Below are 24661 nucleotides of genomic sequence, written 5' to 3'. Positions count from 1 at the left end.
ATATAGTAAATGAGGATGAGATCGATGGATAAAATCAAAGACACCCCTTCGGCTGAATTCCAGACCGCGCAAGAAGCCATTGCCTGGATTGTCGGCCGAATGGAGAAGCTCGGTATGAAACCGGGACTTCAACGAATGCAGATGTTAATGGAGAAACTAGGTCACCCCGAACGTAGACTGAAGTTCATTCATGTGGCTGGAACGAATGGTAAAGGCTCTACATGTGCCTATCTATCGTCTGTGTTGCAGGCTTGCGGATATGACGTGGGTACATTCACCTCTCCTTATTTGGAGAAGTATACGAATCGTATTCAAGTGAACGGAGCCGATATTCCGGACGACGTGCTGCTCAGACTGGTGAATGAAATGAAGCCAATCGTTGACGAGATTGCAGAGACTGAGATCGGACCTCCGACAATGTTTGAAATTTCGACTGCGCTTGCGATTATGCATTTTGGCAAAGTGGCATATCCCGATTACGTAGTATGGGAAACAGGTCTCGGGGGAAGGCTGGATAGCACGAATATTGTGAATCCCGTCGTAACCATTATCACAAATGTAGGCCATGACCATATGGAAATCTTGGGGGATACACTCGAATTAGTAGCAGCAGACAAAGCGGGTATTATTAAAGCAGGTGTACCTATCATTACCGCTGTTGAGCCTCATGAGGTTTGGAGTGTGATCGATCAAACAGCCAAGTCCAAAAAAGCAACACTCTACTCACTTGGTGGACAATTCAATTTCACGAATGTAACAAGTGAGCTAGATAGCCAAACATTTGATTTTAGCGGGCCGTTTCGAAATATTAATGGTGTGCCGATTACGTTAAACGGAGAGCACCAATTGAAGAACGCAGCTGTGGCCGTAATGACGCTTGAAGTTCTTCGTCAATATTATGCCTGCATCGTAGATGATGAAGATCTGTTCAAGGGACTCAAGGAGACACGTTGGCCGGGCAGGCTTGAGATGGTTTCGAGCGAGCCTCGTATATTACTAGATGGCGCTCACAACCCAGAAGGGGCCGCAACGCTGGCCGCCGCGCTTCAAAGTGTATATACTTATCATAAGCTTCATATGATGGTAGGAATGCTCTCGACGAAGAATCATACAGGCTACTTAAGGCATATACTACCATTGGTGGATACTCTTATTATTACGGAACCCGATTTTCATAAAAAAGGCGACGCTTCTATGCTCGCTGAGATTGCAAGAGAACTTCTGCGAGAGATGAACCGTGAAGTAGATATCATTATCGAGCGGGATTGGAAGCGAGCCTTAGAAACACTAACAAGTAGAACTGAGCAGGATGATCTGGCGGTCGTATCCGGCACGCTGTATTTAATCTCTGATGTTCGTTCTTGGATTACCTATCAAACCGATTCTGAAAAAGGATGGTGAGAACGGCGTGAGTCAAGCAGAACACGTACATTTTATAGGCATCGGCGGATACGGCATGAGTGCCATTGCCAAAGTCATGCTGGAAATGGGATACCGGATATCTGGTTCCGATCTGGCACAGCAAGAGCTTACAGAAAAGCTGAAAGCGAAGGGTGCTCAAGTTTTCATCGGACATGAAGCTAGGAATGTGTCGGGGGCTGATTTGGTTGTGTATTCAACCGCTTTGGCCAAAGACAATGTAGAAATGCAAGCTGCGGAACAATTGAACATTCCGATTATTCATCGCTCACAAATGCTTGCTCGGCTCATGAATGAACGCAAAGGCATCGCCGTAGCTGGAGCCCACGGCAAAACAACAACATCATCAATGATTGCTTTAGTCATGGAGATTTGTGGAATAGATCCGACCTATATCATCGGCGGCGAGATCATGAATGTTGGCAGTAATGCCAAAGCTGGCAAGGGCGAATTCGTCGTGGCAGAAGCGGACGAGAGTGATGGAACCTTCCTTCAATATCACCCAACCCTCGCACTTGTGAACAATATCGAAGCGGATCACTTGGAGAATTACAATGGTGATTTCGAGAATTTGAAGAAAGCTTACAAGCAATTCCTCAGTCAAGTTAGACCAGGAGGGAGAGCTATTGTTTGTCATGATGATGCGTTCTTACGTGAAATGATTCCGCATATTCAAAGCGAAGTTATTACGTATGGCATAGATACTGAGGCTGATTATGTCGCAACCGATATTACATTAGGCGACCGTAAGGTTACGTTTAATGTACAGTTCAAAGGGGCGTCACTCGGACAGGTTAGCTTGTCCGTACCAGGTAAACACAACGTATATAATGCACTAGCGACGCTTATCACCTGTTTGGAAGCAGGGCTTGCTTTCGAGAAAATTGCAGAAGCTATTCAGGAATTCCGCGGTGCAAAGCGTAGGTTCCAAGTGCTGGGAGAAGTTGCGAACATGTTGGTCATAGATGACTACGCGCATCATCCTACAGAGATTCAAGCAACCATTTCCGCAGCAAAAGCAACAGGCAAACGCATCATAGCTGTATTCCAACCGCAACGTTATACGCGAACCTATTATTTATTTGAACAGTTCAGCCGCTCATTCGATGAAGCTGATGAGGTTATTATCACTGATATTTACTCACCTGCCGGCGAGCAGCGAATTGAGGGAATAGATTCAGCCAAACTGGTTGATTTGATCCGTAGTAACAGCAACCCGAATGTTCAGCATATTGCAACTCGAGATGAGGTACTCACTTATTTGATTCAGCATGTGCAGCCTGGTGACTTGGTGTTAACCATGGGAGCGGGCGACATCTGGAAAGCAGCTGACGGTTTAGCGAAATCGCTGCGTAAGAAGTACGAACCGACTAGTTAGAAGAAAGATCGCTGCAAGCCAAATGGCTGGAGGCGGTCTTTTTTTGCTGAAAGAAACATAATGGGGTTCTCTCAATCATAATCTAGTAACAGAAGATTTGGACAAGACGACGCGGCGCTATGCCCGTTTCCAAATAAATTTTACGAGGAGTGATTGAGAGATGAACAAGAATAAAGCAAGAATCACCTACCGTTTCGATCCACAAGAAAAGTCGGAATCAACCCGTAGAGCATCGCGAGTACCCGATCAAGAGGAGAAAGTGATACCACTCTATCAGGAAGAATTTAAGGTTATAGATTCTACGATTGACCGTCATACGTCGGATGAGGTTACTCCTTATCATCAAGCGGAGAGGGAGCAAGTCGAACATTTATTTGAACCTCATGCTTTAAATACATTCACGACGGACTTTGGAAGCTGGAATAGTCAGATTGAAACGGAAGGTGAGCGAGTGGAACGCATCATTCGTGAGTCACAGGCAGCCCGTGAGAATCCAGCTGTTAGAAATCCGTCAACAGAGAGAGATGAGCCTACTTCTGACAGACATCGCGATGAGTGGTCGTCCTGGACGTCTAAGGAACCATATAAGGAACCGGGAACAGGTGCCAGATACGCGAAATCAACGAGTACACCTTGGATTCGAATTGCAACATCAGTGGCAGGAGCAGTGGTAACAGGTATTGCGTTTGGTTTCTTTGTTCTCTCCATGTTTTCAAGCGACCGTGATACCAAAGATACGGCATCGATTAAAAATACGATAACAGTTCCTTCGCCCAATGTACAAGCAGCAGCCCCATCGAAAGCACCAACTGGAGCAACTAAAACGACTACAGATCAAGCGGCTGCTATTCCGGCTGCTGCATCGGCTGTCACAGCGGTTCAAATTCCTGCGAAATCGTATACATTCCTTCAAAATGGTGTGTTTAGTACCTTACAGTCAGCTCAAGTTATCCAAGATACTCTGAAGAAGAAAGGGTTAGCCACTGCGCTTGACACGACAGATAAGCTGACCGTATTCGTCGGATTTGCCAAAAACCGAGATGACGCTCTCGCATTAAGAGAACAACTGCAAACAACAGATAAAACCATTGAGGTTTATATGAAAAATGTGGATATTCCAGCGGCCACAGGCATTCGTTGGAGCGGCTCGAGACCGGAGTCGGTTCCAACCTTCATTGCCGAAGGTGATAAACTAGTGAATACGATAAATGGATTAGCGCTTGTTCATTTGGCCGAGACGAAGCCAACCCCGCTTGCTGAAACGTCGCTGCAATCGATTCGTTCTTCCCATCAACTGCTTACGACATTGTCGGCCTCGCTGGGCGAGGGGTTAGGTGATGACACGAAGCCATTCGTGCAAAAAATGACCACATCGATCAACAGTGCGGTTCAATCGATGGAAGAGTACAAGAAGAGTCCTTCCGCGGCTATGCTATGGCAAGCTCAATCGTCCATGATGCAGTACATTATTGCTCAGAGAGAGCTGCTTAAGAAAATAAGCGTATCCTAATGAAAAAGCAGTGTGCCCAAAACTCTAAGGAGTTTGGACACACTGCTTTTTATTTGTAATAGCGATTGAGCATGGCAGCAATCTCTGCACGGGTAATGGTTTGACTAGGTTTAAACGCGGTATCCGTTATACCATCAATAATGCCCTTATTTCTTAGCACATAAATGGCCTTAGCACTCCATAATGTCTCAGGTACATCGTTGAATGATGCGGATGATGCTGCAGCAGGCATGTTATTCGTTGTGGAAGACGACATTTGTAAAAGACGATCGAAGAGAAAAGCGACTTCACCTCTCGTAATCGATTGATTAGGTCGAATCGTTCCATCAGAGTAGCCCTGCAGGAGGTTTAAGTTTTTGGCCTTGGCAAATACAGGGCTTGCCCAATGAGAAGAGGGCAGGTCTTTGTAACTTTGCTCAGCGGTAGCTTGGCAGCCGTAAACGATGGATGTCACAGTATTGCTCGGCTCACAGACGGCCTTCAACTTGCTGAACGTAAATACCCGGTCCATTAAAGTGAGAAATTCTGCTCTTGTTAAAGCACGTTCCGGTTCATACCGATTAGCAATACCTTCAATGATCCCTTTATTTTTCATCCGAATAATCGCTTCTCTGGCCCAATGACCAAGTGAATCTGTAAAAAGGGGGGGCGTATAAGCGGCAATACCATTTGTAATGCCCGCAGCCATTTTAGACCTGACCGAATCGCTTGCAAGCAAAGCTGCGTCACTTGTTTGGCTGAGAAAAGCGGTTTCTACGAGAATACTCGGAATGGTTCCCATTCTGGCTACATAAACAGCACTTGGAACGAGACCTAGGTTTTTGGTGCCGGCAGCAGCGACTAGTGAATCCAAAACACGCTGCGCGAGGTCTTTGCTGTACGGCGTTAATTGTTTCATTGCTTCACTTGCTGGATAATCCTCTTGTGGATAATCATTGTCGTAGTAGAGAACCATGGTTCCTTTCGTTTTGCCGTCCGGATGCGCATTGGCATGGATAGATACGAATAAATCCGCTTGTAGAGTATTTGTAAATTCGACGCGCTGTGCGAGTGACCAATAGGAGTCATCTGTTCTTGTTAAGACAACTTCGTAACCTTTTGCGACTAGCTCGTCCCGTACCTTCTGGGTGATGTCCCAATTGACATCTTTTTCACGAAGACCGTTTACACCTGTTGCTCCAGGATCACTTCCACCATGTCCGGCATCGAGGACAACTTTGTAAGCGAATGCTTGATAAGGAAATGCAAATGTAAGTAATAAGGATAAAAGGATAAGTCTTTTAAGTAGAGTCATAAGTTGAAATACCTCCGCTAACTATCTTACTTGGATCGGCTTACGTTGTAAGCTGGTAAGAATCACCATCCTATCATATTTTTACTTGGAAAAAAGAAGAGTCAACCCGTATAATAGGGCTTGTACATAAAGAGAGGATGACAGGAATGAAAAAAGGTACTTTCACATTGATCGTATTTTTAATCGTCGGTTTGATTACCGGGATTATCATAGGCCAGCTGCTGGCTGCAGTGCCTGCTCTCGCATTTTTGACCAAATCGGCGCAAATTTCATGGGAGCCCAAAGCCGATTTACAAGTCGTGAAATATGAGTTCCATCTTTTGGTGAAACTAAACCTGTGCAGTATTCTTGGATTAGTGGGGGCGTACCTCCTGTATCGTAAGGTGTAACTGGATTGTATTTGGAAAGCCATATTAAATATTACAATCAGCTAGGAGTTGTTTCTTTTGAGTAATTCCCCTAAACAAAGACTTATTCTTGCTTCGTCTTCGCCGCGGAGGCAGGAACTTATTCAATCGCTTGGTTTACCCTATATCATTCGAGTGAGTGACGCAGATGAGACCGTCGAAGAAAAAATATCGCCTGCTAAGCTCGTAGAAGTGCTCTCTTTGCGTAAAGCCTCAACTGTCTTAGAAATGCTTGAAGCCAATGAAAAAGAAGGAATCATCATCGGTTCTGACACTGTTGTTGTCTATCAAGATGAAGTTTTAGGTAAACCAATGGATGAGCAGGATTCTTTCCGGATGCTTAAAGCACTGCAAGGCAGTACGCACCAGGTTTACAGTGGAGTTGCTTGTGTGGACGCGGCTACAGGTAAGCAGGTAGTCTCTCATCGTGTGACACATGTGAAGATGAAGATCATGTCTGACGCACAAATTCTACGTTATATCGCCACAGGAGAACCTAAGGATAAAGCTGGTTCTTATGCAATTCAAGGGATCGGGGCAACGATCGTTGAATCTATTGAAGGTGATTACTTTACCGTTGTTGGATTGCCGCTTTCTCTGCTCAGTGACCTACTGCTAAGCTTTGAAATTCAAGTTCTATAATCATCAGAATCCAAGCTGGAATATATGTCCAAAATAGGACTCATACATTGACTGTGTAATCTGTAACGGTTACAATGACAGTAAGCGACATGACTTCGCATTCTTCAGGGAGGTATTTGCCATGAACAGCGAATTTACAATAGCCGTCCACAGTCTCGTATTTCTGGCTCATTTACCGGATCATATGGCAACCAGCGAAGAAATTGCTGTGAATGTATCTACCCATTCTGCTCGTATACGTAAAGTTATGGGCTTTCTACGAAAAGCAGGTTACGTTTCGACCAAAGAAGGAATTGGTGGCGGATTCATACTTAGCTGCAACCCGAACGAGGTGACACTCGGCGAAATTTACCGATTAACTTGTCAAGGTTCCTTGAAACCGAGCTGGTGCTCTGGTGATGAAAATAAGACCTGCGTCATTTCATCCAAAATGGATCTATTGATGGGGAAGGTTTTCATTGACGCAGAGAAGCAGATGGAAATATACTTTGATGGACATACCATCGGCAGTATGCTGGAACAAATCAGAGCGTTCGAATGTCCACAATCGAATAAAGAGCAATTGTCCTAGAAGCCCTCGGATCTACAAATCCGCGGGCTTTATTTTGTTTTTATGAGTACTTATCCGTATGAATGGGATGCGTTTAAGTAACACAACCTACATAATGAAAGAGGGGAATTCATGGAAGTCACAAGTTTGATGTTACGAGAAGTACCGCAGGAGGAAAGACCTAGGGAGCGAATGCTCCAATACGGAGCAGGTGCATTAAGTCATGCAGAACTGCTGGCCATTTTACTTCGAACAGGGACTGTATCGGAGTCAGCGCTGCGTCTAGCAGGTCGCATATTAAGTGAAAGCGGCGGACTGCGCAGCCTTGTTGACATGAGCAAAGATCAGCTTACCCAAATCAAGGGAATCGGTGATGCGAAGGCTTTGCAAATTCAAGCCGGGATTGAGCTCGGACGCAGACTGGCTAAGAGTACATTTGCGGAACGAGTTACGATTCGTTCTCCCAAGGATATCGCAGATTTAGTGAGTGAAGATCTTCGCTATTTGCAGAAAGAACATTTCGTTTGCTTATTTCTCAATACAAAGAACCATTTGCTTGCGCAGGAAACATTATCGATGGGCAGCCTGAACGCGTCCATTGTTCATCCTCGTGAAGTGTTTCGCGCGGCAATCAAACGCAGCAGTGCTTCGATCATCTGTGTACACAATCACCCTAGCGGTGATCCAACTCCAAGTCCGGAGGATATTCAGCTCACACATCGTCTTATGGAGGCAGGAACTATAATTGGTATTGAAGTGCTTGATCATGTTATCATTGGTGATCAGAGATTCATAAGTTTGAAGGAACAAGGGTTTATGTAATATAATAGATATCGCAATAGGAAAGGAGCAACTGCCATGTTCGGTGGTTTTACGAAAGATTTAGGAATTGATTTAGGTACAGCGAATACACTGGTTTATGTAAAAGGCAGAGGAATTGTCGTTAGGGAGCCGTCCGTGGTTGCTCTACGTACTGATACAAAAACAATCGAGGCTGTCGGAGACGCCGCTAAAAAAATGATCGGTCGTACACCAGGCAATATTCGTGCAATTCGTCCGATGAAGGATGGGGTTATTGCTGATTTTGAGACGACCGCGACGATGATTCGCTACTTCTTAAGACAAGCACAGAAGCAGCGTTGGTTGTTCCCGCGTCACCCCAATGTTATGGTTTGTGTGCCTTCAGGCATAACAGCTGTTGAAAAGCGTGCTGTTGAAGATGCAACGAAGCAGGCTGGAGCGCGCGAAGCTTACACGATTGAAGAACCTTTCGCAGCAGCGATCGGTGCCGATCTTCCCGTCTGGGAACCAACTGGAAGCATGGTTGTCGACATTGGAGGGGGAACAACGGAGGTTGCTGTCATTTCTCTAGGAGGGATTGTAACGAGCCGTTCCATCCGAATTGCAGGCGATGAAATGGACGAAGCCATCACTCAATACATTAAACGTACGTATAACTTGATGATCGGTGAACGTACATCCGAGACGCTTAAGTTGGAAATCGGGTCGGCACTTCCTATGGACAAGCCTGAGTCGCTCGAAATACGAGGACGTGATCTTGTTTCTGGATTACCGAAAACGTTAAGCGTTACTTCCAATGAAATTACGGAATCGTTGACGGACACGGTGAATGCGATCGTTGAAGCTGTGAAGGTTACTCTTGAGAAGTGTCCGCCTGAATTATCAGCGGATATTATGGATCGGGGAATTGTGCTCACGGGTGGCGGCGGCTTACTGCGTAATCTTGACCGCTTGCTTGCCAGAGAAACCGGAATGCCAGTACTCGTCGCTGAGAATCCGCTAGATTGTGTGGCGATTGGAACAGGTCGCGCTTTGGAAAATATCCATTTGTTCAAGAACAGATCAGGATCCAGTTCGAGATATAAGCGTTAATATTCGTTAGAAGGTGCTAATTTGTTTAAATTTATGGGCAACAAGAGGTTAATTTTTCTGATGTTCGGTCTAGTCTGCTTCTTTATATTGATGGGACTGACACTCGGGAACCGGGCACCCATGACGTGGCCGGAGAAATTTGTTAAAGACTCGGTATCATGGACGCAAGGACTCTTCTATAAGCCCGCTGCGCAGGTAGCGGGTTTCTTTGAAGACATCCGTCAGCTAAGAGTTATCTACGAGGAAAATAAGACGTTGAAACTGACTCTTACGCAGTATGCACGAGATACACAGCGTTTGAATGAGCTAGAATCACAAAACAAGCGATTAATGGAGGCCCTTGGCTTCACAGAAAGACAGCGTCAGGCTAATGTGTATACGTATCGCATTGCTGAAGTCGTAACGATTGATCCAGACCCATACAACAAAACGGTCACGATTAATCTAGGCGATAAAGATGGAATCAAGGAGAATATGGCCGTCATGACCGTAGATGGGTTGGTCGGCAGGGTGAGCAAGGTGTTTGGTTTCCACTCTAATGTTCAACTACTCAATGAAATCAATGATACCGATAATAATTCTAAGGCGATTGCGGTTACAGTTAAGGGAAATGAGAGTCAACCCTTTGGGATGATTGAGTCTTACGCTAACACCGGTGAACTTGTGATGAACAAGGTCGAACATGCTGACGATATGAAAATCGGGGATACAATCATCACATCAGGCATGGGGCAAGTATTTCCTAAAGGCATTGAGGTAGGGACAATCTCTTCCATCGGTCCAGGGGAATTCGGCATTACATACAAGGTTATGGTGAAGCCCAAAGCTTCGTTCAACCATATTCGTGAAGTGTTTGTTGTCGAAGTCCCGGAAGTGAAATGAGGTGAGCCGTTAAGTGATTCGACATCTATTGTGGCTCATTTTACTCGGTTTGTTTATCCTGCAAGGAACCTTGCTAGTTTGGCTGATCCCTTCATCATGGCAATCTAATGTTAATGTTACACCCCATTTAACACTTGTATTCATTTTGTTTATCGGACTTTTTCATCATCGTCATACCGCTTTAATTTATGGACTTTTGTTCGGACTATTGCATGACTTTAACTATTATGGATCGATGCTAGGTGTATATTCCTTCGGTATGGGGCTTACTGGCTATTTGGCCGGACTGGCGCAGCGAAGGCAGCCTAATTTGATTTTTTATAACTTACTCATAACAGGCGTTGGTTTGCTCTTGTTTGAGTTTATTAATTTTGGTATCAATCGGTTGTTCAAGCTCATTGATATTGATTTGAAGTTTGCTCTCACCCATTACATGCTTCCAAGTGTTCTATTTAATCTGCTAGTCGCCTTGATTTGCTACGTTCCCATCCGCAAGCTGCTTGAAGGAAAGCGGATTGTGCCGTCCGGAAACGAAGATTAATTTTCCAGGCTCTAGGCAGGAGAATCCAGGACATGAACCGAAATGTATAGGTTGGGAGGTCGTAGCGCAATTATGTCTGTAACAAAGCACCATGTGATGATAAAAGGGGTCAAGGATGGCCTTGTTTTTTTGCTAAACGACGCATGCGAATGGCAGATCTTGCTGCAAGAGCTGCAGCACAAGCTTGAGAAAACGCATCAGCAAATATTGACTGGACCGATTATTCATGTGCACGTTAAATTAGGCAGCAGAGAAGCGACCGAAGAACAGAAGGAAGAAATTAGGTCCGTCATCAGGCAAAAAGGCAACCTGCTTATCCAATCGATCGAAAGTGAGTCGCCTAGAGAAGAAGCTGCAGAAGAGACTGTGGTTTCTATGACAACGCTCAAAGGAATGATTCGATCGGGACAAACCCTACACAACGAGGGTGATTTATTATATTTAGGTGATGTTAATCCTGGCGGAACGATTACATCTACAGGGAACATTTATATAATGGGGTCTCTTCGCGGCATGGCTCATGCGGGTGTGGATGGTGATGAGAAAGCGATTATTGCTGCCTCTCATATGCGCCCCACGCAACTTAGGATTGCCGGAATCATCAGCCGTCCACCAGATGAATGGGGAATCGATGAGGCTTTCATGGAATTTGCTTATGTCAAAGAAGGTAAAATGGAAATAGACAAGCTGCACCAGCTTCATCGTATTTGGCCGGAGCCGAATGTGAAATAATCGTTTGTATTTATGAAAATAGCGTGTGGGGTGAGAAAATATGGGAGAGGCAATCGTCGTCACTTCAGGAAAAGGTGGCGTTGGTAAAACTACGACATCTGCGAATCTTGGAACGGCACTAGCGCTTTTAGGGAAAAAAGTTTGCATGGTAGATACCGACATTGGACTGCGCAATTTGGATGTGGTCATGGGTCTGGAAAACCGTATTATTTACGATCTTGTGGATGTTGCTGAAGGCCGTTGCCGTTTGCCGCAAGCCTTAATTAAGGATAAACGCTTTGATGAGCTTTATCTTTTGCCAGCTGCTCAAACGAAGGATAAGCATTCCGTATCGCCAGAGCAAGTAAGGGATATTATACTGGAGCTCAAAAAAGATTTTGAATTTGTCATTATCGACTGTCCAGCTGGCATCGAACAAGGCTTCAAGAATGCCGTAGCCGGAGCAGACAAAGCGATCGTTGTTACCACACCGGAAAATGCGGCTGTACGTGATGCTGACCGCATTATCGGTTTGCTGGAAAATGAGAAAATTTCCTCACCTAAGTTAGTCATTAACCGCATTCGTCCATTGATGATGAAAAAAGGCGAGATGCTGGATATTGATGAAATATGCTCGGTTCTCGCCATAGATTTGTTAGGGATAGTTCCAGATGACGAGCATGTGATCAAAGCTGCCAACTTAGGGGAACCCACTGTCATGAATCCGTCGTCGCGCGCTGCTATTGCTTACCGTAATATCGCTCGTCGCATATTAGGAGACACGGTACCTCTCATGCAGTTGGAGGACAAAAGTGGCTGGGTCAAACGTATGAAAAAGTTTATCGGAATAGGTTGATCGTCTAATGCTTGCCAAACTTAAAAACATAGATATTCCTATTGTTGTCATTTTGATTGCTTTTATGGTCATTAGTACGATGCTCGTGTACAGTGCATCTATCGATCATCCAAAAATTAATGTTAGTATCACGAAAATACTTGTCTTATATGGTGTTGGTCTAGCAGCGTTCGTTGCAAGCAGCTTATTTGATTATCGAGTACTAATCAGAATCGCTCCCTATCTTTATGGTATCGGCATCTTTTCTTTGGTCGCTGTCTACTTTTTTGGGACGAAAATCCATGGGGCGCGTGGCTGGTTTGAGCTCCCAGGTGGCTTAACCTTTCAACCGGCGGAGTTAGTGAAATTAATTCTAATCGTGGCTGTTACTGCACTGCTGGCAAGACGCAAAGGTGATTTACTGCAAATCAAGAATGATATTATCCCAGTCTTTGCAGCCGTGTTGTTACCGTTTATCTTGGTCCTCATTCAACCTGATTTGGGGAATGCGATCATTTTTGTGATCATTCTTATGGGTATGATTTGGATTGGTAATATTAAATACTCGCATGTCTTACTTAGCACAGTCGTACTCATTGGTGCTGGATTCTTGCTCTTGACGTTATATAAGTATTTCCATCAATCCTTGTTTGATATGCTTAAGGGTTATGGTTTTAGTCATTGGATGGATCGTATCGATACATTCCTTTATCCGCAAGACGTGTCTGCTGATGATAATTATCAAGTCCGAAATGCGGTAAGAGCGATCGGTTCGGGAGGATTAGAAGGCGAAGGTTTTCTGAAAGGCACCTCTGTTCATAGTAATTTCATCCCATTTGCGTATTCCGATTCGATTTTCGTCGTAGTCGGTGAGGAATTCGGTTTCCGCGGATCAGCGGTTCTATTGTTGATCTATTTTTTACTCATTTACCGCATGATCCTCATCTCGATCCAGAGTACTCAGCTTAGCGGAGCTTATATTGTGGTCGGTGTTGTTTCCATGTTCGTCTTTCAAATTTTTGAAAATGTCGGGATGATGATTGGTATCATGCCGTTAACGGGAATCACACTTCCATTCGTCAGTTATGGGGGAACTTCTCTCCTGATTAACATGCTTTCATTAGGCCTTGTGATGAGTGTAAAGCTGCATCAGGAACGAGAGCCAGAATTTTTCTAAACGTATATGAAATTCAAGCCCTTGACCTTTGGTCAGGGGCTTTTTTTGTCCACATAATCTTGTCCCTCTTCTCATAGGCTGTACAAAGGTAAAGGATGGGGAGGGGCTTCCATGGAAGTCAAAGATAAAGTGAAACAGCGTAGGATAGAACGACTTCGCAATTTACGCGAAACGTCAGATCCTTCTAACGGGAGTGGGAGTCCGGTGAGACCCTCTCGATTTAGGGAGAATTCGTTGCCCATACATCATCATTCCGAAGTACCTCTCTATGTGGATCCCGAATGGAAACGGCGAATGGAGGATCCTGAGTACGCATGGCAGCAAAAATTATTAATGGACACAACATTAGTCGGGCGAGATTATCTGAGGGATGGTGAAAGAGGGCTATTAGCGCCGCCTTCGCCTCGTAAGATTGCGGTCAAGCTGTTCATTAGCTGTGTTTTGTTTGCAGCGCTGTACGGGATGTTCCAGCTTAATCAGCCTTGGGCTAATAAAGGGAAGCAAATCGTGACCGCCTCTCTTACACAGTCGTACGATTTCTCGTCACTGTCAGCTTGGTATAGCGATAAGTTTGGTGGGTCACCCTCGTTCATTCCCAGTTTCAACCGAGAAGGGAATGAGGCCATAAGAGTGAATGCCTCTAAGCGTACCTTTTTTTCTCCTTCAAAGGGAAGCATTCTTACGCGATATGACGGAACTTCCCACATGGGAGTTAATTTGAATACCATTGAATTTGCACCGGTTTATGCGTTGGATACTGGTCAGGTCATTTTCTCCGGTGCAGCTGCAGAAACGGGCCTAACGATTGTGATACGCCATCCAGGAGGTCTTCAATCCTTGTACGGCGGATTGAGTGAGGCCAGTGTCGAGGTAGGTGACTGGATGAAAGTTGGTGAGCCCATCGGTAAGGCTTCCAAGAAGGATCCTGCGAAGGGGACGCTGTACTTTGCCGTTACGAAGGACGGGCATCCTGTCAATCCATCGGATGTGATCAGCTTTGATTAAATGGGCCGGAACTACGTATCGATTCCACCCCTTATTTACCCTAATTATGATTGGTTCAGCCATTACAGGCTACTTCCTGGAGGCTGTTACGTTATTTGGCATCGTACTGGTTCACGAGATTGGTCATTTGGTTGCTGCCAACGGCTTTGGGTGGAGGGTGCGGGAAGTACAGCTTCTGCCTTTTGGAGGAGTCTTGATTGTTGATGAGCTTGGAACGGCTCCGACGCGTGAAGAGCTGATAGTCTCCCTAGCTGGGCCGCTGCAGCACGTATGGATGATTCTCGTTGCGTTGCTGATGAAATGGGTGGATGTGGGCGCAAGCAGCTGGTGGGATTACTTCATTGAAGCTAATTTGATGATTGGCTTATTTAATCTTATTCCAGTCATGCCGCTCGATGGTGGCAAAGTAATGCAGTCATTGTTAGGGTATTTATTGTCTTACCATAACACGATTTTATATACAGCATGGATCAGTATGATCTTAAGTCTGGCTATTATTGTCATAGCTATCATCCAACTGGTCAATGGACAACTCCCGCTCAATATATTAGTCATCGGTATTTTCTTGCTTGTATCCAATTGGTATGCCTATCGGCAGCTGCCCTATCACTTTTTTCGCTTTCTTATTGGTCGAGGGAATCGAATGAGCAGGCTTTTGAGCCGCGGGACATTAGCACAGCCAATTGTCATAACGAGACATCGCACAATGGCGGAAACACTGAAACTTTTTATGCGGGAAAAATATCATTTAATCTATGTCGTAGGAGAAACGGGGCGCATACAAGCCGTATTGCCGGAACAGCAATTAGTGAGCGGTTATTTGGATGGGAAAAAACCGGGGAGTGCAGTTTCCGATCTTTTCATGTAAAATAACTGTTGAGGTGAACGTGTATGAAGCAACTTATAATTCACTGCGCACCTGATCTTACACAAGCGGCATTGCTTGAAGAAAGTCGTCTTGTTGAGTATGATACGCAGTATCCGCTTGATTCTCAAAGAGCAGGCAGCATCTACATGGGTCGCATCGTCAACGTCCTTCCCGGCATGCAGGCGGCATTCGTCGATATCGGTCTTGCGAAGAATGCCTTTCTATATATAGACGACCTCCTACCCGTCCACTTGGACAAGCAGCCTAAGATTAAACCCTCAATAACGGAGCTCGCCGAAGTAGGTCAGACGTTGATGGTGCAGGTAACGAAGGATCCGCAAGGTACTAAAGGTGCAAGAGTAACAACGCATATTTCCATTCCTGGCCGTTGGATTGTTTACATGCCAGACGCTGATTATATTGCTATATCCCGTAAAATTGATTTGGAAGCAGAACGACAGCGCCTCAAACAGCTAGCCGAAGGCAGCTTGCTTCCTGGTGAAGGTGTTATTATTCGAACGGGTGCTATTGGTCAAAGCGAAGAAGCTATTCGTGATGATTTGCAAAATTTACGAGAATTATGGAGTTCCATTGTATCCAAAATGGAAGAGGCACATGCGCCCGCGCAGCTATATCAGGATCTTGATCTCCTGCCTAGATTAGCCCGTGATGTCATTACGGATGACGTTCATGAAGTTTGGCTGAATGATGCCAAAGTGTACGAAGAGATGAAACAGTTACTTCGTAAGCAGCAGCCGAGTTGGCGGGGACGCGTAGCTTATTATGACCGCAAGATACCGTTGTTTGATCAATTTGGTGTTACGGAAGAGCTGAATCAGAGCTTTAGACGTAAAATTTGGCTGCCTAGCGGCGGATATTTAATATTTGATCAAACCGAAGCACTTACCGTGATTGATGTGAATACAGGAAGGTATACCGGATCCATTGATTTAGAACAGACAGTCACCGATATTAACCGAGAAGCGGCGAGTGAAATTCCAAGGCTTCTGCGGCTTCGTAATATAAGAGGCATTATTATTGTTGATTTTATAGACATGAGTTCGGAAGTGAATCGAGCAGCCGTGATGGAGAACATCACACAAGCCGTGCGTAAGGATCGCTCCAAAACGATTATTGTTGGTTGGACCAAGCTAGGCCTGCTGGAGATGACGCGTAAGCGGAAATAATAATTGCATTACAAAATGTTTCTGTGATATAATACTCGGAGTGTGTTGTTTAGGCATGCTGTAACCGCACGAATCGGGTTTAAGCACGGATTGGATTTGATCCTAACCGTCACCTGGACAAGGCGAGTCTGAGACATGAGGAGGTAATGAAAATGTACGCAATTATTGAAACAGGTGGTAAACAGTACAAAGTTCAAGAGGGCGATGTTCTTTACATCGAAAAATTGAACGCAGCTGAAGGTGAAGTTGTTTCTTTTGATCGTGTGTTCTTGGTTTCCAAAGAGAGTGGCTTAGTAGTAGGTGCTCCATTGGTTGCTGGTGCTTCAGTTTCCGCGAAAGTGGAAAAACACGGCAAAGGCGCTAAAGTCATCGTTTATAAGTACAAGCCGAAAAAGAACTATCACAAAAAGCAAGGTCATCGTCAACCGTACACAAGAGTAGTAGTTGAGAAAATCCAAGCGTAAGAGGCAGCCTTATGATCTATGTGACCATAGAGCGTCTTGCACCGGATTCACCTCAGATCTCATCTTTTGTAGTGGAAGGCCATGCTGAATATGACGTACCTGGCAAAGACCTAGTCTGCGCTGCAGTATCGGCGGTAACGTTTGGTACTTATAATTCGATTGAATCACTGACAGGCGTGATTCCCATTCACGAGATGGAACGAGGCTTGATGGATGTTACAATTCCAGAAAGTACACGATCTGTTCCGGAGACATGGAATAAGGTCCAATTGATTCTAGAATCGATGGTCGTCATGCTACAAACCATTGCAGACAATTACGGTGACTATATAACGATTGAAACAATCTATCACAAAGGAGGATAACACCATGTTGAAATTGGATCTCCAGTTTTTCGCTTCCAAAAAAGGGGTGGGTTCCACAAAGAACGGACGTGACTCACACTCTAAGCGCCTTGGCGCTAAACGTGCTGACGGTCAAACCGTTACTGCTGGAAGCATTCTCTACCGCCAACGCGGTACGAAAATTCACCCAGGAACGAACGTAGGCATCGGTTCGGATGATACACTTTTCGCTTTGGTTCAAGGCGTAGTGAAATTCGAGCGTTGGGGCCGCGATCGCAAAAAAGTGAGCGTATACCCAGTTGATGTAGCTCCTGTGGCTGCAGCTTTAGAAGCGTAATATGAATCCCTGGCGAGCGATAAGCCCGCCCAGGGATTTTTTTCTAATTGGAAACAAACCTAATATAGGGATCTTTGGTCGGAGACCAAAGTCTCTCATCTAATAAACGCGGTTACTCATCTCGAAGGGCAGAGGTTTTCTCATTTGTTTGGTGAAGTTTGCTAGTACATCATGATATACTGGATGAACGGACACAAAGCAGGAGAACGGAGCGAACGGGAAATGAAGCGAGCGGGCAGCACGCAAGTTTATTTATTAGCACTTGTGCTCATAGGATTGACGGGAATGATGTTTGTGGAACCCTGGATTGTCAGGGGTGCATTACTACTGATCATAGTCTTTTGCGGTTATACCGCCTTCAAGTTGGAAGCGAGTAGATTGGAAGAGAAGTGGAGCCAAGAGCTCCGTCAACAGGAACAACAGTCTTACCAGAAGTTAATTCAGGTCATAAATCGCTTACGTCACGATTGGATGAACGATACCCAAATTTTGTTTGGTTATATTCAGTTAAAGAAGTTTGATAATTTACAGCCCTATATGGAAAAAATAAAAATGACTATGCAGCAGGAAAGTAATCTCTCCAAGTTAGGTATTCCATCGTTAATTGCTTTCTTGCTAATGTTTCGCGTCCAGTCGAAATCATTAGAGCTGGAAGTTGAATTAGATCAAGAAATCAATCTTGGACAACTTCCTCTGCATGACGGCCTCATCGAAAGAGTGGTTCGTCAAACTGTGGAATGCGTTCATGAGCATGCTGCGGCAAGCGACGGTGAAAGTGGTACACTCAGCTTGGAATTTGATGTTCAAGAAGATAGCTTACTGCTTGATTTTGTATATCAAGGCCCCTATAACCGGGAGCAACTTGAGAAAGCTGTGAAGGAAACCCTACTTTCGAAAGTAAATTCTTATTCACTGGAGCATAATGATTGGCAAGAGGAAGAAGCGGTCATCACATTGCGGTTACCGTTTCGTACATAATAAAGGGATCTTTGGTCCAAGACCAGAGTCTCTCCTTAGTTGAGGTGTAGAAATGTTTGTTGATAAAGCGAAGATATTTGTTAGAGGTGGCGACGGTGGCGACGGTTTAGTTGCTTTCCGCCGTGAGAAATATGTACCAGAGGGCGGACCAGCAGGTGGCGACGGAGGAAATGGCGGTGATGTTGTATTCCGTGTAGACGAAGGTCTGCGTACATTGATGGATTTCCGCTATCAGAAGCACTTTAAAGCGGAACGCGGCGAGAAGGGCCGTAACAAGTCAATGCATGGTGCTAACGCAGAGGATATGGTTGTACGTATCCCTCCGGGCACAACTATCATCGATGATGATACGCAAGAGGTTATCGCCGACTTGACGCGTCATGGTCAAGAGGTTGTTGTGGCCAAGGGCGGTCGAGGCGGCCGAGGCAACACACGCTTCGCAACAGCACGTGTAACAGCGCCAGAAATTGCTGAGAACGGCGAAGAAGGCGTGGAACGTTGGGTTGTACTAGAGATGAAGGTCATGGCCGACGTCGGCTTAGTAGGCTTCCCAAGCGTTGGGAAATCCACGCTATTGTCGGTTGTCTCTGCCGCAAAACCGAAAATTGCGGCGTATCACTTTACAACCCTTACCCCGAACCTCGGGGTTGTGGATGTTGGCGATGGACGCAGCTTCGTCATGGCGGACCTTCCCGGTCTTATTGAAGGGGCCCACGAGGGCGTGGGACTTGGTCATGAGTTCTTGCGTCACGTAGAACGGACGAGAGTGATTGTGCATGTCGTGGACATGTCTGCTGCAGACGGCCGCGATCCTTACGAAGATTTCCTCAAGATTAATGAGGAAATTAAGCTCTATAATGCCAAGCTGGAGCAGCGTCCGCAAATTGTTGTGGCCAACAAGATGGACATGCCGGAATCAGAGGACAATCTGGCTTTATTCAAGGAGCAGATGGCGGCAGATGGCAAAGAGTTTGAGGTTTATCCGATCTCTGCTTTGACACGAGGCGGTGTGCAGGAACTTCTTTACAAGATCTCGGACATTGTAGAAAGTATCCCGAATGCTCCTGAAGTAGAGGGTGTAGCTGATAAAGAAGAGCGTAAAGTGTATCGCTTCGAGAAACGCGAGGAGAATGATTATACGATTCGTCGAGAGAACGATGTATTCATTGTTGAAAGTCCTTCAATTGAGAAGTTGATCAAACGAACGAATTTCAGCACACAGGACGGTATCGCTCGTTTTGCTCGTATTTTGCGTAATATAGGAATCGATGACGAATTACGTAAACGTGGAGCTGTCCATGGGCAGACGATCCAAATTGGTGATTTTGACTTCGAATTTGATGAGAAGCATTAGAACGATTGAAACACTTATCCTAAGGATGAGTGTTTTTTTTGCGTTCGTCTCGCACGCTGTAGCTTCCTTGCATCAACTTTTATAAATACTATCAACCTAGGACGGCGTAAACCGTTCTTTTTACGTTAAAACGCGGATTTATGTCATAAAACTTGACACATAAAAAGAAAAAGATTACGATTTTACTAATAATTATAGTTATATGTAAATAAATATAACATTCAATGAAGTGTAACTATATGAGGAAGGAGGAATTTAGATGAAAAGATGGATTCAAGCGATGGGAACCGGTATGCAAGGATCACGTGATTTATCTTATGAGGAAGCTGTAGAAGCCGCACATGAGATGGCCAGAGGAGATTCCACTGATGCTCAATGCGCAGCTTTCTTAATGGCCCTATGTATGAAAGGGGAAGCTGACGAAGAACTGATGGCATTCATTGATGTTTTCCGCAGCTACTCCTTGAATTACCATACTTTTGCGGATTCACTCAATTGTGCGGGACCGACGGAAGGCCGGCAATATTTTCCCATCACACTGCCAGTTAGTCTCCTGCTTGCTTCAGTGGGTTTCTCCCAGGTGCTGCATGGAGGTGATTCACTTCCGCCGAGACAGGGGACCGCTATGAAAGAACTATTAGAAAGCTTCGGCGTTGCGATAGATTTGTCAGTGAAAGCATGGGAAACGATGTTATTCCACCTGCATATTGGATTTCTTCATACCGAACAGCTTTGTCCGCCGCTTGGGAAGCTGAAACAGGTTCGCGAGCAGTTAGGATTGCGAACTGTGATGAATACCGTTGAGAAAGTTATAAATCCCGTACGTTCAATGAATATGATTATTGGCGTCAATCAGCGAAAAGCGATGGAATCTCTGATTCCCATATCCATCCGATCTGGCTTTCAAAATGTGTATATTGTCAATGGGATTGAAGGATCCGAGGATTTGCCCATCTACCAGAACAGTACAATAAGGATCGTAACCCCATGGGGAGATGAGTCCCGAGTGGTTGAACCGCAGAAATTTGGTTTTCTGAGTGAGCCCCTGCTGCCATTAAGTAAAGATGATCAGGTTGCCATGGTGCGGCGCATTATTGCTGGAGAAGATTCAGAGGAATTGAAGCGGGAACGTGATCATGTCATTTTTAATACGGGACTTCGATTGACTTGGTTTGATAAAGTAGGTAGTTATGAAGAAGGCTTTCAACTAGCAGAATCGCTGCTGCAAAGAAAAGAAGCCCAAAAAGTCATGCAGCGATGGGTGGATCAGAGTCACCACTTTACGCTTCAGGATCATCCGAAAGAACGTGATTCCTCCGCCAAAATTGGATAAAGGCCTTTCCTAAGTGCTGTGTTGTATTCAGCTAAAGGAAGGCTTTTTTTGTTTCCATCTACTAGATGAATTAGAGGAATAATGCAATTTAATTGTGCTCTTACCCACTAAAAGAATGCCTATATTACGAATTGATATGAAGGAAAACAACTTTCGAAGCTAGGTAGTCTGGCTTAACGGAAGATGATGCTATAATTCTCGTTCTACAACCCAAAATGCTAGGAGGCCAACACCATGAAAAAACAACTACTGACCCTCGTACTTGTTCCAGCACTTATCTTCGGTGCTGTCACAATTCCTTTACCTAAAGAAGCTTCGGCTGCATCAACGGGTCAAATTATTAACAGTGTCAGTCTTCGCCAAAGTGCGGATGTAGATTCTAAGCGTATCCGGTACTTGAAGGAAGGCGAGAAAGTTACCATCCTGTCCAAAGTGAACAGTTGGTGGTACAAAGTGAAAGCCTCTGATGGCCGTGAGGGCTACATAAGCACAAGCGCCAAATACATAAAAGCATCAGGTCTTACTTCGCCTGGCGATTCCAATACCGGCAGTGGTTCTGGAGGTTCAACAAGTGCAAGTGTTCAAAAGATTATTGCTGCGGGTAAAAAGTATCTAGGAACGCCCTATGAATATGGATCAAGTCGTGATAATACAAAAACGTTTGATTGCTCTGACTTTGTCCGGCAAGCTTTCTTAGATGGCATTGGAAAGAAACTGCCAGGTGACTCTAGAGGACAGGGGAGTTATGTGAAATCTCTCGGGCATGCCAAAACAAATTGGCATGATCTGAAGCCTGGCGATCTTATGTTCTTCATGTCTTACAAAGGGACAAGCCAATCGAATTACAGCGGTATTAATAAGTCTAAACAGACCATTACGCACGTGGCCATTTACTTAGGAAATGGGCAAATCTTGTCGACATACTCCAAAGACAGTGGTGGTGTTCGGATAGATTCTATCGACAATCGGCACTGGGAATATCGTTTCTTATTTGGAGGCAGTGCGTTATAATTAGCAATACAAAAAGGCAGAACTCGAGAAATCGATGTCTGCCTTTTTTGCTATTCTTATTAAGTCTGCAGGGGATCTACTAATGGGTTCCAGTGGATAGTAGGTTCACCTGTGTCCGGTTGAATTCCTGCTGAGCCTACCCAGGGGTGCTCAGTAAGGCCTACGCTGAAATAATGTTCAAGCAAGCATCGAAAAATAAAAGGGATTGGGCGCTCCAGCACATGTTCTTTAAGAATCCAATGTAGATCCCCTTCGGGTGTGACGATTCGCGGGTTCACATCCGTGGTTCCGATATAAAAAAATTGCTGGCGAACTTCTTGTCCATTCAATCGCAGTAAAACATACTGCATGCGCAGCCCTTGGATTTCATCATGCTCAATGCCAGTCTCCTCCCACACTTCGCGCAAACAGGCTGCCCGCGGGTTATTTAACTCACTTGGCTCCAGGTGACCGCCAATAGCAGCCCATAGACCTGGCGAAAGCGAACGCGTTAAGGAGCGTTTCATCATTAGTAATTCGTTCTGGCTGTTCCATAGGAGAGCCGTAGACATCATGCGTAATGTAATCATGGAGGCGATCCCTTCTAATCTAGTACTATCAGCTTATCATAGTGTAGTTAGATGCTGCAAAAGATGAAAGAATGAGATGTGAATTGCCTATTGCTTCAATCCGTACGATTCGATATAATGTCCTCTATAGAGGAACATTGGTCTTTCCAGAGAGGACGGTGGTGAAGTGCCGGATAGCAAAGAGTTTTTACAAACGATCAAGCACACCGGTCCTGAGAGGTACTACTTAGTCCGGGAAGATATATTGCCAGAAGGAGTACTCAAAACAGCTCAGGCTAAGGAATTGCTTGCACGTGGTGAAGTGAAAACAATTCACGATGCCGTTGAACAAGTCGGACTCAGTCGCAGCGCTTTCTATAAGTATAAGGATGGTATTCATCCTCTCAGCAAACTGGAACGAGAGCGCATTATCACAATATCCATGGATTTGGAGCATCGGTCCGGGATTCTGTCGCGTGTACTGGCTCTCATTGCTAATTTGGATGGGAATGTGTTAACGATACATCAGACAATTCCTCTGCAGGGTATGGCGAATGTCGTCATTTCGGTAGAGACTTCCTCGATGGGGGAAGAGATCCGTCAAATGATTAATCGACTTCAAGCGCAAGATGGGGTCAAGCGTGCCATGGTCATCGGTCAGGGCAGTTAAGATAGAAAAATTATTCAGGAGGTAACATACATGAAACCCATCAAGGTTGGTTTGCTAGGATTAGGTACAGTAGGAACAGGTGTTGTCCGTATTATCGAAGGACATCAAGAGGATTTACAGCGTCAAACAGGCTCGTCCATTGAAATTTCAAAAATTTTAGTACAAGATAAGTCAAAGCTTCGTAACATCTCAGTGGATGCAGATAAACTGACTGAACAAGTATGGGACGTTATTGGTGATAGTGAGATCGATGTTGTCGTTGAAGTTATGGGCGGTATTGCTGCTACCAAAGAGCATATATTAACTGCGCTAGGCAACGGCAAGCACATCGTGACGGCGAATAAGGATCTTATGGCCATGCATGGTGCTGAAATCTTGGCAAAAGCTGCTGAACACGGCTGCGACGTATTTTACGAAGCTAGTGTTGCCGGCGGTATTCCGATCATTCGTGCACTCGTAGAGGGCTTCTCCTCTGACCGTATTACGAAGATTATGGGCATCGTGAATGGAACAACTAATTACATTTTGACCAAAATGAGCCAAGAAGGCGCTGCTTATGCCGATGTCTTGAAAGAAGCACAAGATCTTGGTTATGCAGAAGCAGACCCAACATCTGATGTTGAGGGGCTGGATGCAGCTCGTAAAATGACCATTTTATCGACACTTGGCTTCCACGCAAATGTTGCTCTTAGTGATGTTGAAGTAAAGGGCATATCGAAAGTATCCAAAGAAGATATTCAATATGGCAAAAAATTAGGATATGAAGTGAAGCTGCTTGGAATTGCCGAAAACCATGATGGTCATATCTCTGTGAGTGTACAACCTACTATGGTGAAAAACTCGCATCCGCTTGCTTCCGTGAATGGTGTATTCAATGCTGTGTATGTAACAGGTGAAGCAGTAGGCGAAACAATGTTCTACGGTGCTGGAGCAGGCGAACTGCCGACGGCAACATCCGTCGTAGCAGATTTGGTTGCCGTTGTGCGTAACTTGAGGCTGGGCGTGAATGGACGAACAGTGCTGGCACCTTACAAAGAAATGAAGCTGAAGACGGACGAACAGATTGCTTCCAAAAACTTTATTCTTCTGCACGTTGAAGATAAAGCGGGCGTACTTGCACAAATTACACAAATTTTTGCTCAGCACGAAGTTAGTTTGGAGTCAGTGTTCCAGCACCCGAACCAGTCCAATCCGAAGGCTGAAATTATTATTATCACACATGATGCGAACCAAGCCAGTATGAAAAATGTGCTGAGACAATTCGAATCTATGGATGTTATTCACGCCATCAAAAGCGTTTATCGCGTAGAAGGCTAAATTATT

General features: G+C 45.0%; 27 protein-coding genes and 1 other annotated feature. Of the genes, 25 read left to right on the top strand and 2 right to left on the bottom strand.

Going from position 1 to position 24661, the window contains the following annotated elements; translation table 11 throughout:
* The first annotated feature begins 24 nt into the window (after positions 1–24).
* The 3 genes from AC58UU_RS15555 (at position 25) to AC58UU_RS15545 (ending at position 4307) form a co-directional block, all read left to right on the top strand.
* A complete protein-coding gene (locus tag AC58UU_RS15555; protein ID WP_497317011.1) occupies positions 25–1401 on the top strand; it encodes a bifunctional folylpolyglutamate synthase/dihydrofolate synthase in 1377 nt (458 codons plus the stop codon).
* A gap of 7 nt (positions 1402–1408) precedes the next feature.
* Positions 1409–2797 (top strand): UDP-N-acetylmuramate--L-alanine ligase, encoded by a 1389-nt coding sequence (gene murC, locus AC58UU_RS15550; protein ID WP_497317344.1) that lies wholly within the window; start codon positions 1409–1411, stop codon positions 2795–2797.
* A 160-nt stretch (positions 2798–2957) separates the two neighbouring features.
* On the top strand, positions 2958–4307 hold the full coding sequence (locus tag AC58UU_RS15545) for an SPOR domain-containing protein (RefSeq protein ID WP_497317009.1): 1350 nt from the start codon (positions 2958–2960) through the stop codon (positions 4305–4307).
* A gap of 49 nt (positions 4308–4356) precedes the next feature.
* On the opposite strand, the gene AC58UU_RS15540 is transcribed toward AC58UU_RS15545, so the two are convergent.
* Entirely contained in the window at positions 4357–5601 is a 1245-nt protein-coding gene (locus tag AC58UU_RS15540; RefSeq protein ID WP_497317007.1) for an N-acetylmuramoyl-L-alanine amidase, read from the bottom strand.
* Between the two features lie 146 nt (positions 5602–5747).
* Between AC58UU_RS15540 and AC58UU_RS15535 the strand changes: the two genes are divergently transcribed.
* The 20 genes from AC58UU_RS15535 to AC58UU_RS15440 all read left to right on the top strand — a co-directional run bounded on the left by AC58UU_RS15535 (position 5748) and on the right by AC58UU_RS15440 (position 22120).
* Positions 5748–5990, top strand: coding sequence for a DUF4321 domain-containing protein (locus tag AC58UU_RS15535; protein WP_047675969.1), 243 nt, complete (start codon positions 5748–5750; stop codon positions 5988–5990).
* A 57-nt stretch (positions 5991–6047) separates the two neighbouring features.
* A complete protein-coding gene (locus AC58UU_RS15530) occupies positions 6048–6650 on the top strand; it encodes a Maf family protein (RefSeq protein ID WP_497317005.1) in 603 nt (200 codons plus the stop codon).
* A 121-nt stretch (positions 6651–6771) separates the two neighbouring features.
* Positions 6772–7221, top strand: coding sequence for an RrF2 family transcriptional regulator (locus AC58UU_RS15525; protein ID WP_057306156.1), 450 nt, complete (start codon positions 6772–6774; stop codon positions 7219–7221).
* Positions 7222–7332: 111 nt separating this feature from the next.
* Positions 7333–8022 (top strand): RadC family protein, encoded by a 690-nt coding sequence (radC, locus tag AC58UU_RS15520; protein WP_047675978.1) that lies wholly within the window; start codon positions 7333–7335, stop codon positions 8020–8022.
* Positions 8023–8058: 36 nt separating this feature from the next.
* Entirely contained in the window at positions 8059–9093 is a 1035-nt protein-coding gene (locus AC58UU_RS15515; RefSeq protein WP_497317002.1) for a rod shape-determining protein, read from the top strand.
* A 21-nt stretch (positions 9094–9114) separates the two neighbouring features.
* On the top strand, positions 9115–9975 hold the full coding sequence (mreC, locus tag AC58UU_RS15510; protein WP_497317000.1) for a rod shape-determining protein MreC: 861 nt from the start codon (positions 9115–9117) through the stop codon (positions 9973–9975).
* 13 nt (positions 9976–9988) lie between these two features.
* Positions 9989–10516, top strand: coding sequence for a rod shape-determining protein MreD (gene mreD, locus AC58UU_RS15505; protein WP_497316999.1), 528 nt, complete (start codon positions 9989–9991; stop codon positions 10514–10516).
* Positions 10517–10588: 72 nt separating this feature from the next.
* Positions 10589–11248: a septum site-determining protein MinC gene (gene minC, locus AC58UU_RS15500; protein ID WP_497316997.1), complete on the top strand. Its 660-nt coding sequence runs from the start codon at positions 10589–10591 to the stop codon at positions 11246–11248.
* Positions 11249–11288: 40 nt separating this feature from the next.
* Positions 11289–12083 (top strand): septum site-determining protein MinD, encoded by a 795-nt coding sequence (gene minD / locus AC58UU_RS15495; RefSeq protein WP_307553234.1) that lies wholly within the window; start codon positions 11289–11291, stop codon positions 12081–12083.
* A gap of 7 nt (positions 12084–12090) precedes the next feature.
* Entirely contained in the window at positions 12091–13239 is a 1149-nt protein-coding gene (locus AC58UU_RS15490) for an FtsW/RodA/SpoVE family cell cycle protein (RefSeq protein WP_497316995.1), read from the top strand.
* A gap of 111 nt (positions 13240–13350) precedes the next feature.
* Positions 13351–14244 (top strand): peptidoglycan DD-metalloendopeptidase family protein, encoded by an 894-nt coding sequence (locus AC58UU_RS15485; RefSeq protein ID WP_497316993.1) that lies wholly within the window; start codon positions 13351–13353, stop codon positions 14242–14244.
* Complete coding sequence (locus AC58UU_RS15480; RefSeq protein WP_497316991.1) at positions 14237–15112, top strand: M50 family metallopeptidase; 876 nt, start codon at positions 14237–14239, stop codon at positions 15110–15112. The genes AC58UU_RS15485 and AC58UU_RS15480 overlap by 8 nt, the downstream gene beginning before the upstream one ends.
* Before the next feature lie 23 nt (positions 15113–15135).
* Complete coding sequence (locus AC58UU_RS15475) at positions 15136–16299, top strand: Rne/Rng family ribonuclease (protein ID WP_497316989.1); 1164 nt, start codon at positions 15136–15138, stop codon at positions 16297–16299.
* Between the two features lie 52 nt (positions 16300–16351).
* Positions 16352–16439, top strand: a sequence feature (ribosomal protein L21 leader region).
* Positions 16440–16451: 12 nt separating this feature from the next.
* The gene (rplU, locus tag AC58UU_RS15470) at positions 16452–16763 is read left to right on the top strand and encodes a 50S ribosomal protein L21 (RefSeq protein WP_029194673.1); all 312 of its coding nucleotides are present in this window, start codon (positions 16452–16454) and stop codon (positions 16761–16763) included.
* Positions 16764–16774: 11 nt separating this feature from the next.
* Complete coding sequence (locus AC58UU_RS15465; RefSeq protein ID WP_029194674.1) at positions 16775–17128, top strand: ribosomal-processing cysteine protease Prp; 354 nt, start codon at positions 16775–16777, stop codon at positions 17126–17128.
* Between the two features lie 4 nt (positions 17129–17132).
* Positions 17133–17444 carry a 50S ribosomal protein L27 gene (rpmA, locus tag AC58UU_RS15460; RefSeq protein ID WP_029194675.1) on the top strand — a complete coding sequence of 104 codons (312 nt, stop codon included), beginning with the start codon at positions 17133–17135 and terminating at the stop codon, positions 17442–17444.
* Between the two features lie 183 nt (positions 17445–17627).
* Positions 17628–18422 (top strand): Spo0B domain-containing protein, encoded by a 795-nt coding sequence (locus AC58UU_RS15455; protein ID WP_497316985.1) that lies wholly within the window; start codon positions 17628–17630, stop codon positions 18420–18422.
* A gap of 52 nt (positions 18423–18474) precedes the next feature.
* Positions 18475–19776, top strand: coding sequence for a GTPase ObgE (gene obgE / locus AC58UU_RS15450; RefSeq protein ID WP_497316983.1), 1302 nt, complete (start codon positions 18475–18477; stop codon positions 19774–19776).
* A gap of 259 nt (positions 19777–20035) precedes the next feature.
* Complete coding sequence (locus tag AC58UU_RS15445) at positions 20036–21109, top strand: anthranilate phosphoribosyltransferase (protein WP_497316981.1); 1074 nt, start codon at positions 20036–20038, stop codon at positions 21107–21109.
* Positions 21110–21343: 234 nt separating this feature from the next.
* Positions 21344–22120, top strand: coding sequence for a C40 family peptidase (locus tag AC58UU_RS15440; protein ID WP_497316980.1), 777 nt, complete (start codon positions 21344–21346; stop codon positions 22118–22120).
* Between the two features lie 59 nt (positions 22121–22179).
* Here AC58UU_RS15440 and AC58UU_RS15435 read toward each other — a convergent pair whose 3' ends face one another.
* Entirely contained in the window at positions 22180–22689 is a 510-nt protein-coding gene (locus AC58UU_RS15435; protein ID WP_497316978.1) for an NUDIX domain-containing protein, read from the bottom strand.
* A 166-nt stretch (positions 22690–22855) separates the two neighbouring features.
* Between AC58UU_RS15435 and AC58UU_RS15430 the strand changes: the two genes are divergently transcribed.
* Together AC58UU_RS15430 and AC58UU_RS15425 are read left to right on the top strand one after the other, a co-directional pair.
* Positions 22856–23338 (top strand): ACT domain-containing protein, encoded by a 483-nt coding sequence (locus AC58UU_RS15430; protein WP_497316976.1) that lies wholly within the window; start codon positions 22856–22858, stop codon positions 23336–23338.
* 30 nt (positions 23339–23368) lie between these two features.
* Positions 23369–24655 carry a homoserine dehydrogenase gene (locus tag AC58UU_RS15425; protein ID WP_497316974.1) on the top strand — a complete coding sequence of 429 codons (1287 nt, stop codon included), beginning with the start codon at positions 23369–23371 and terminating at the stop codon, positions 24653–24655.
* The last annotated feature ends 6 nt before the right edge of the window (positions 24656–24661 follow it).

The sequence above is a fragment of the Paenibacillus sp. JT22N1 genome, from assembly GCF_059692155.1.
Note: the sequence above shows the minus strand (reverse complement) of the source record. Positions and strands in the feature narration are given on the sequence as shown.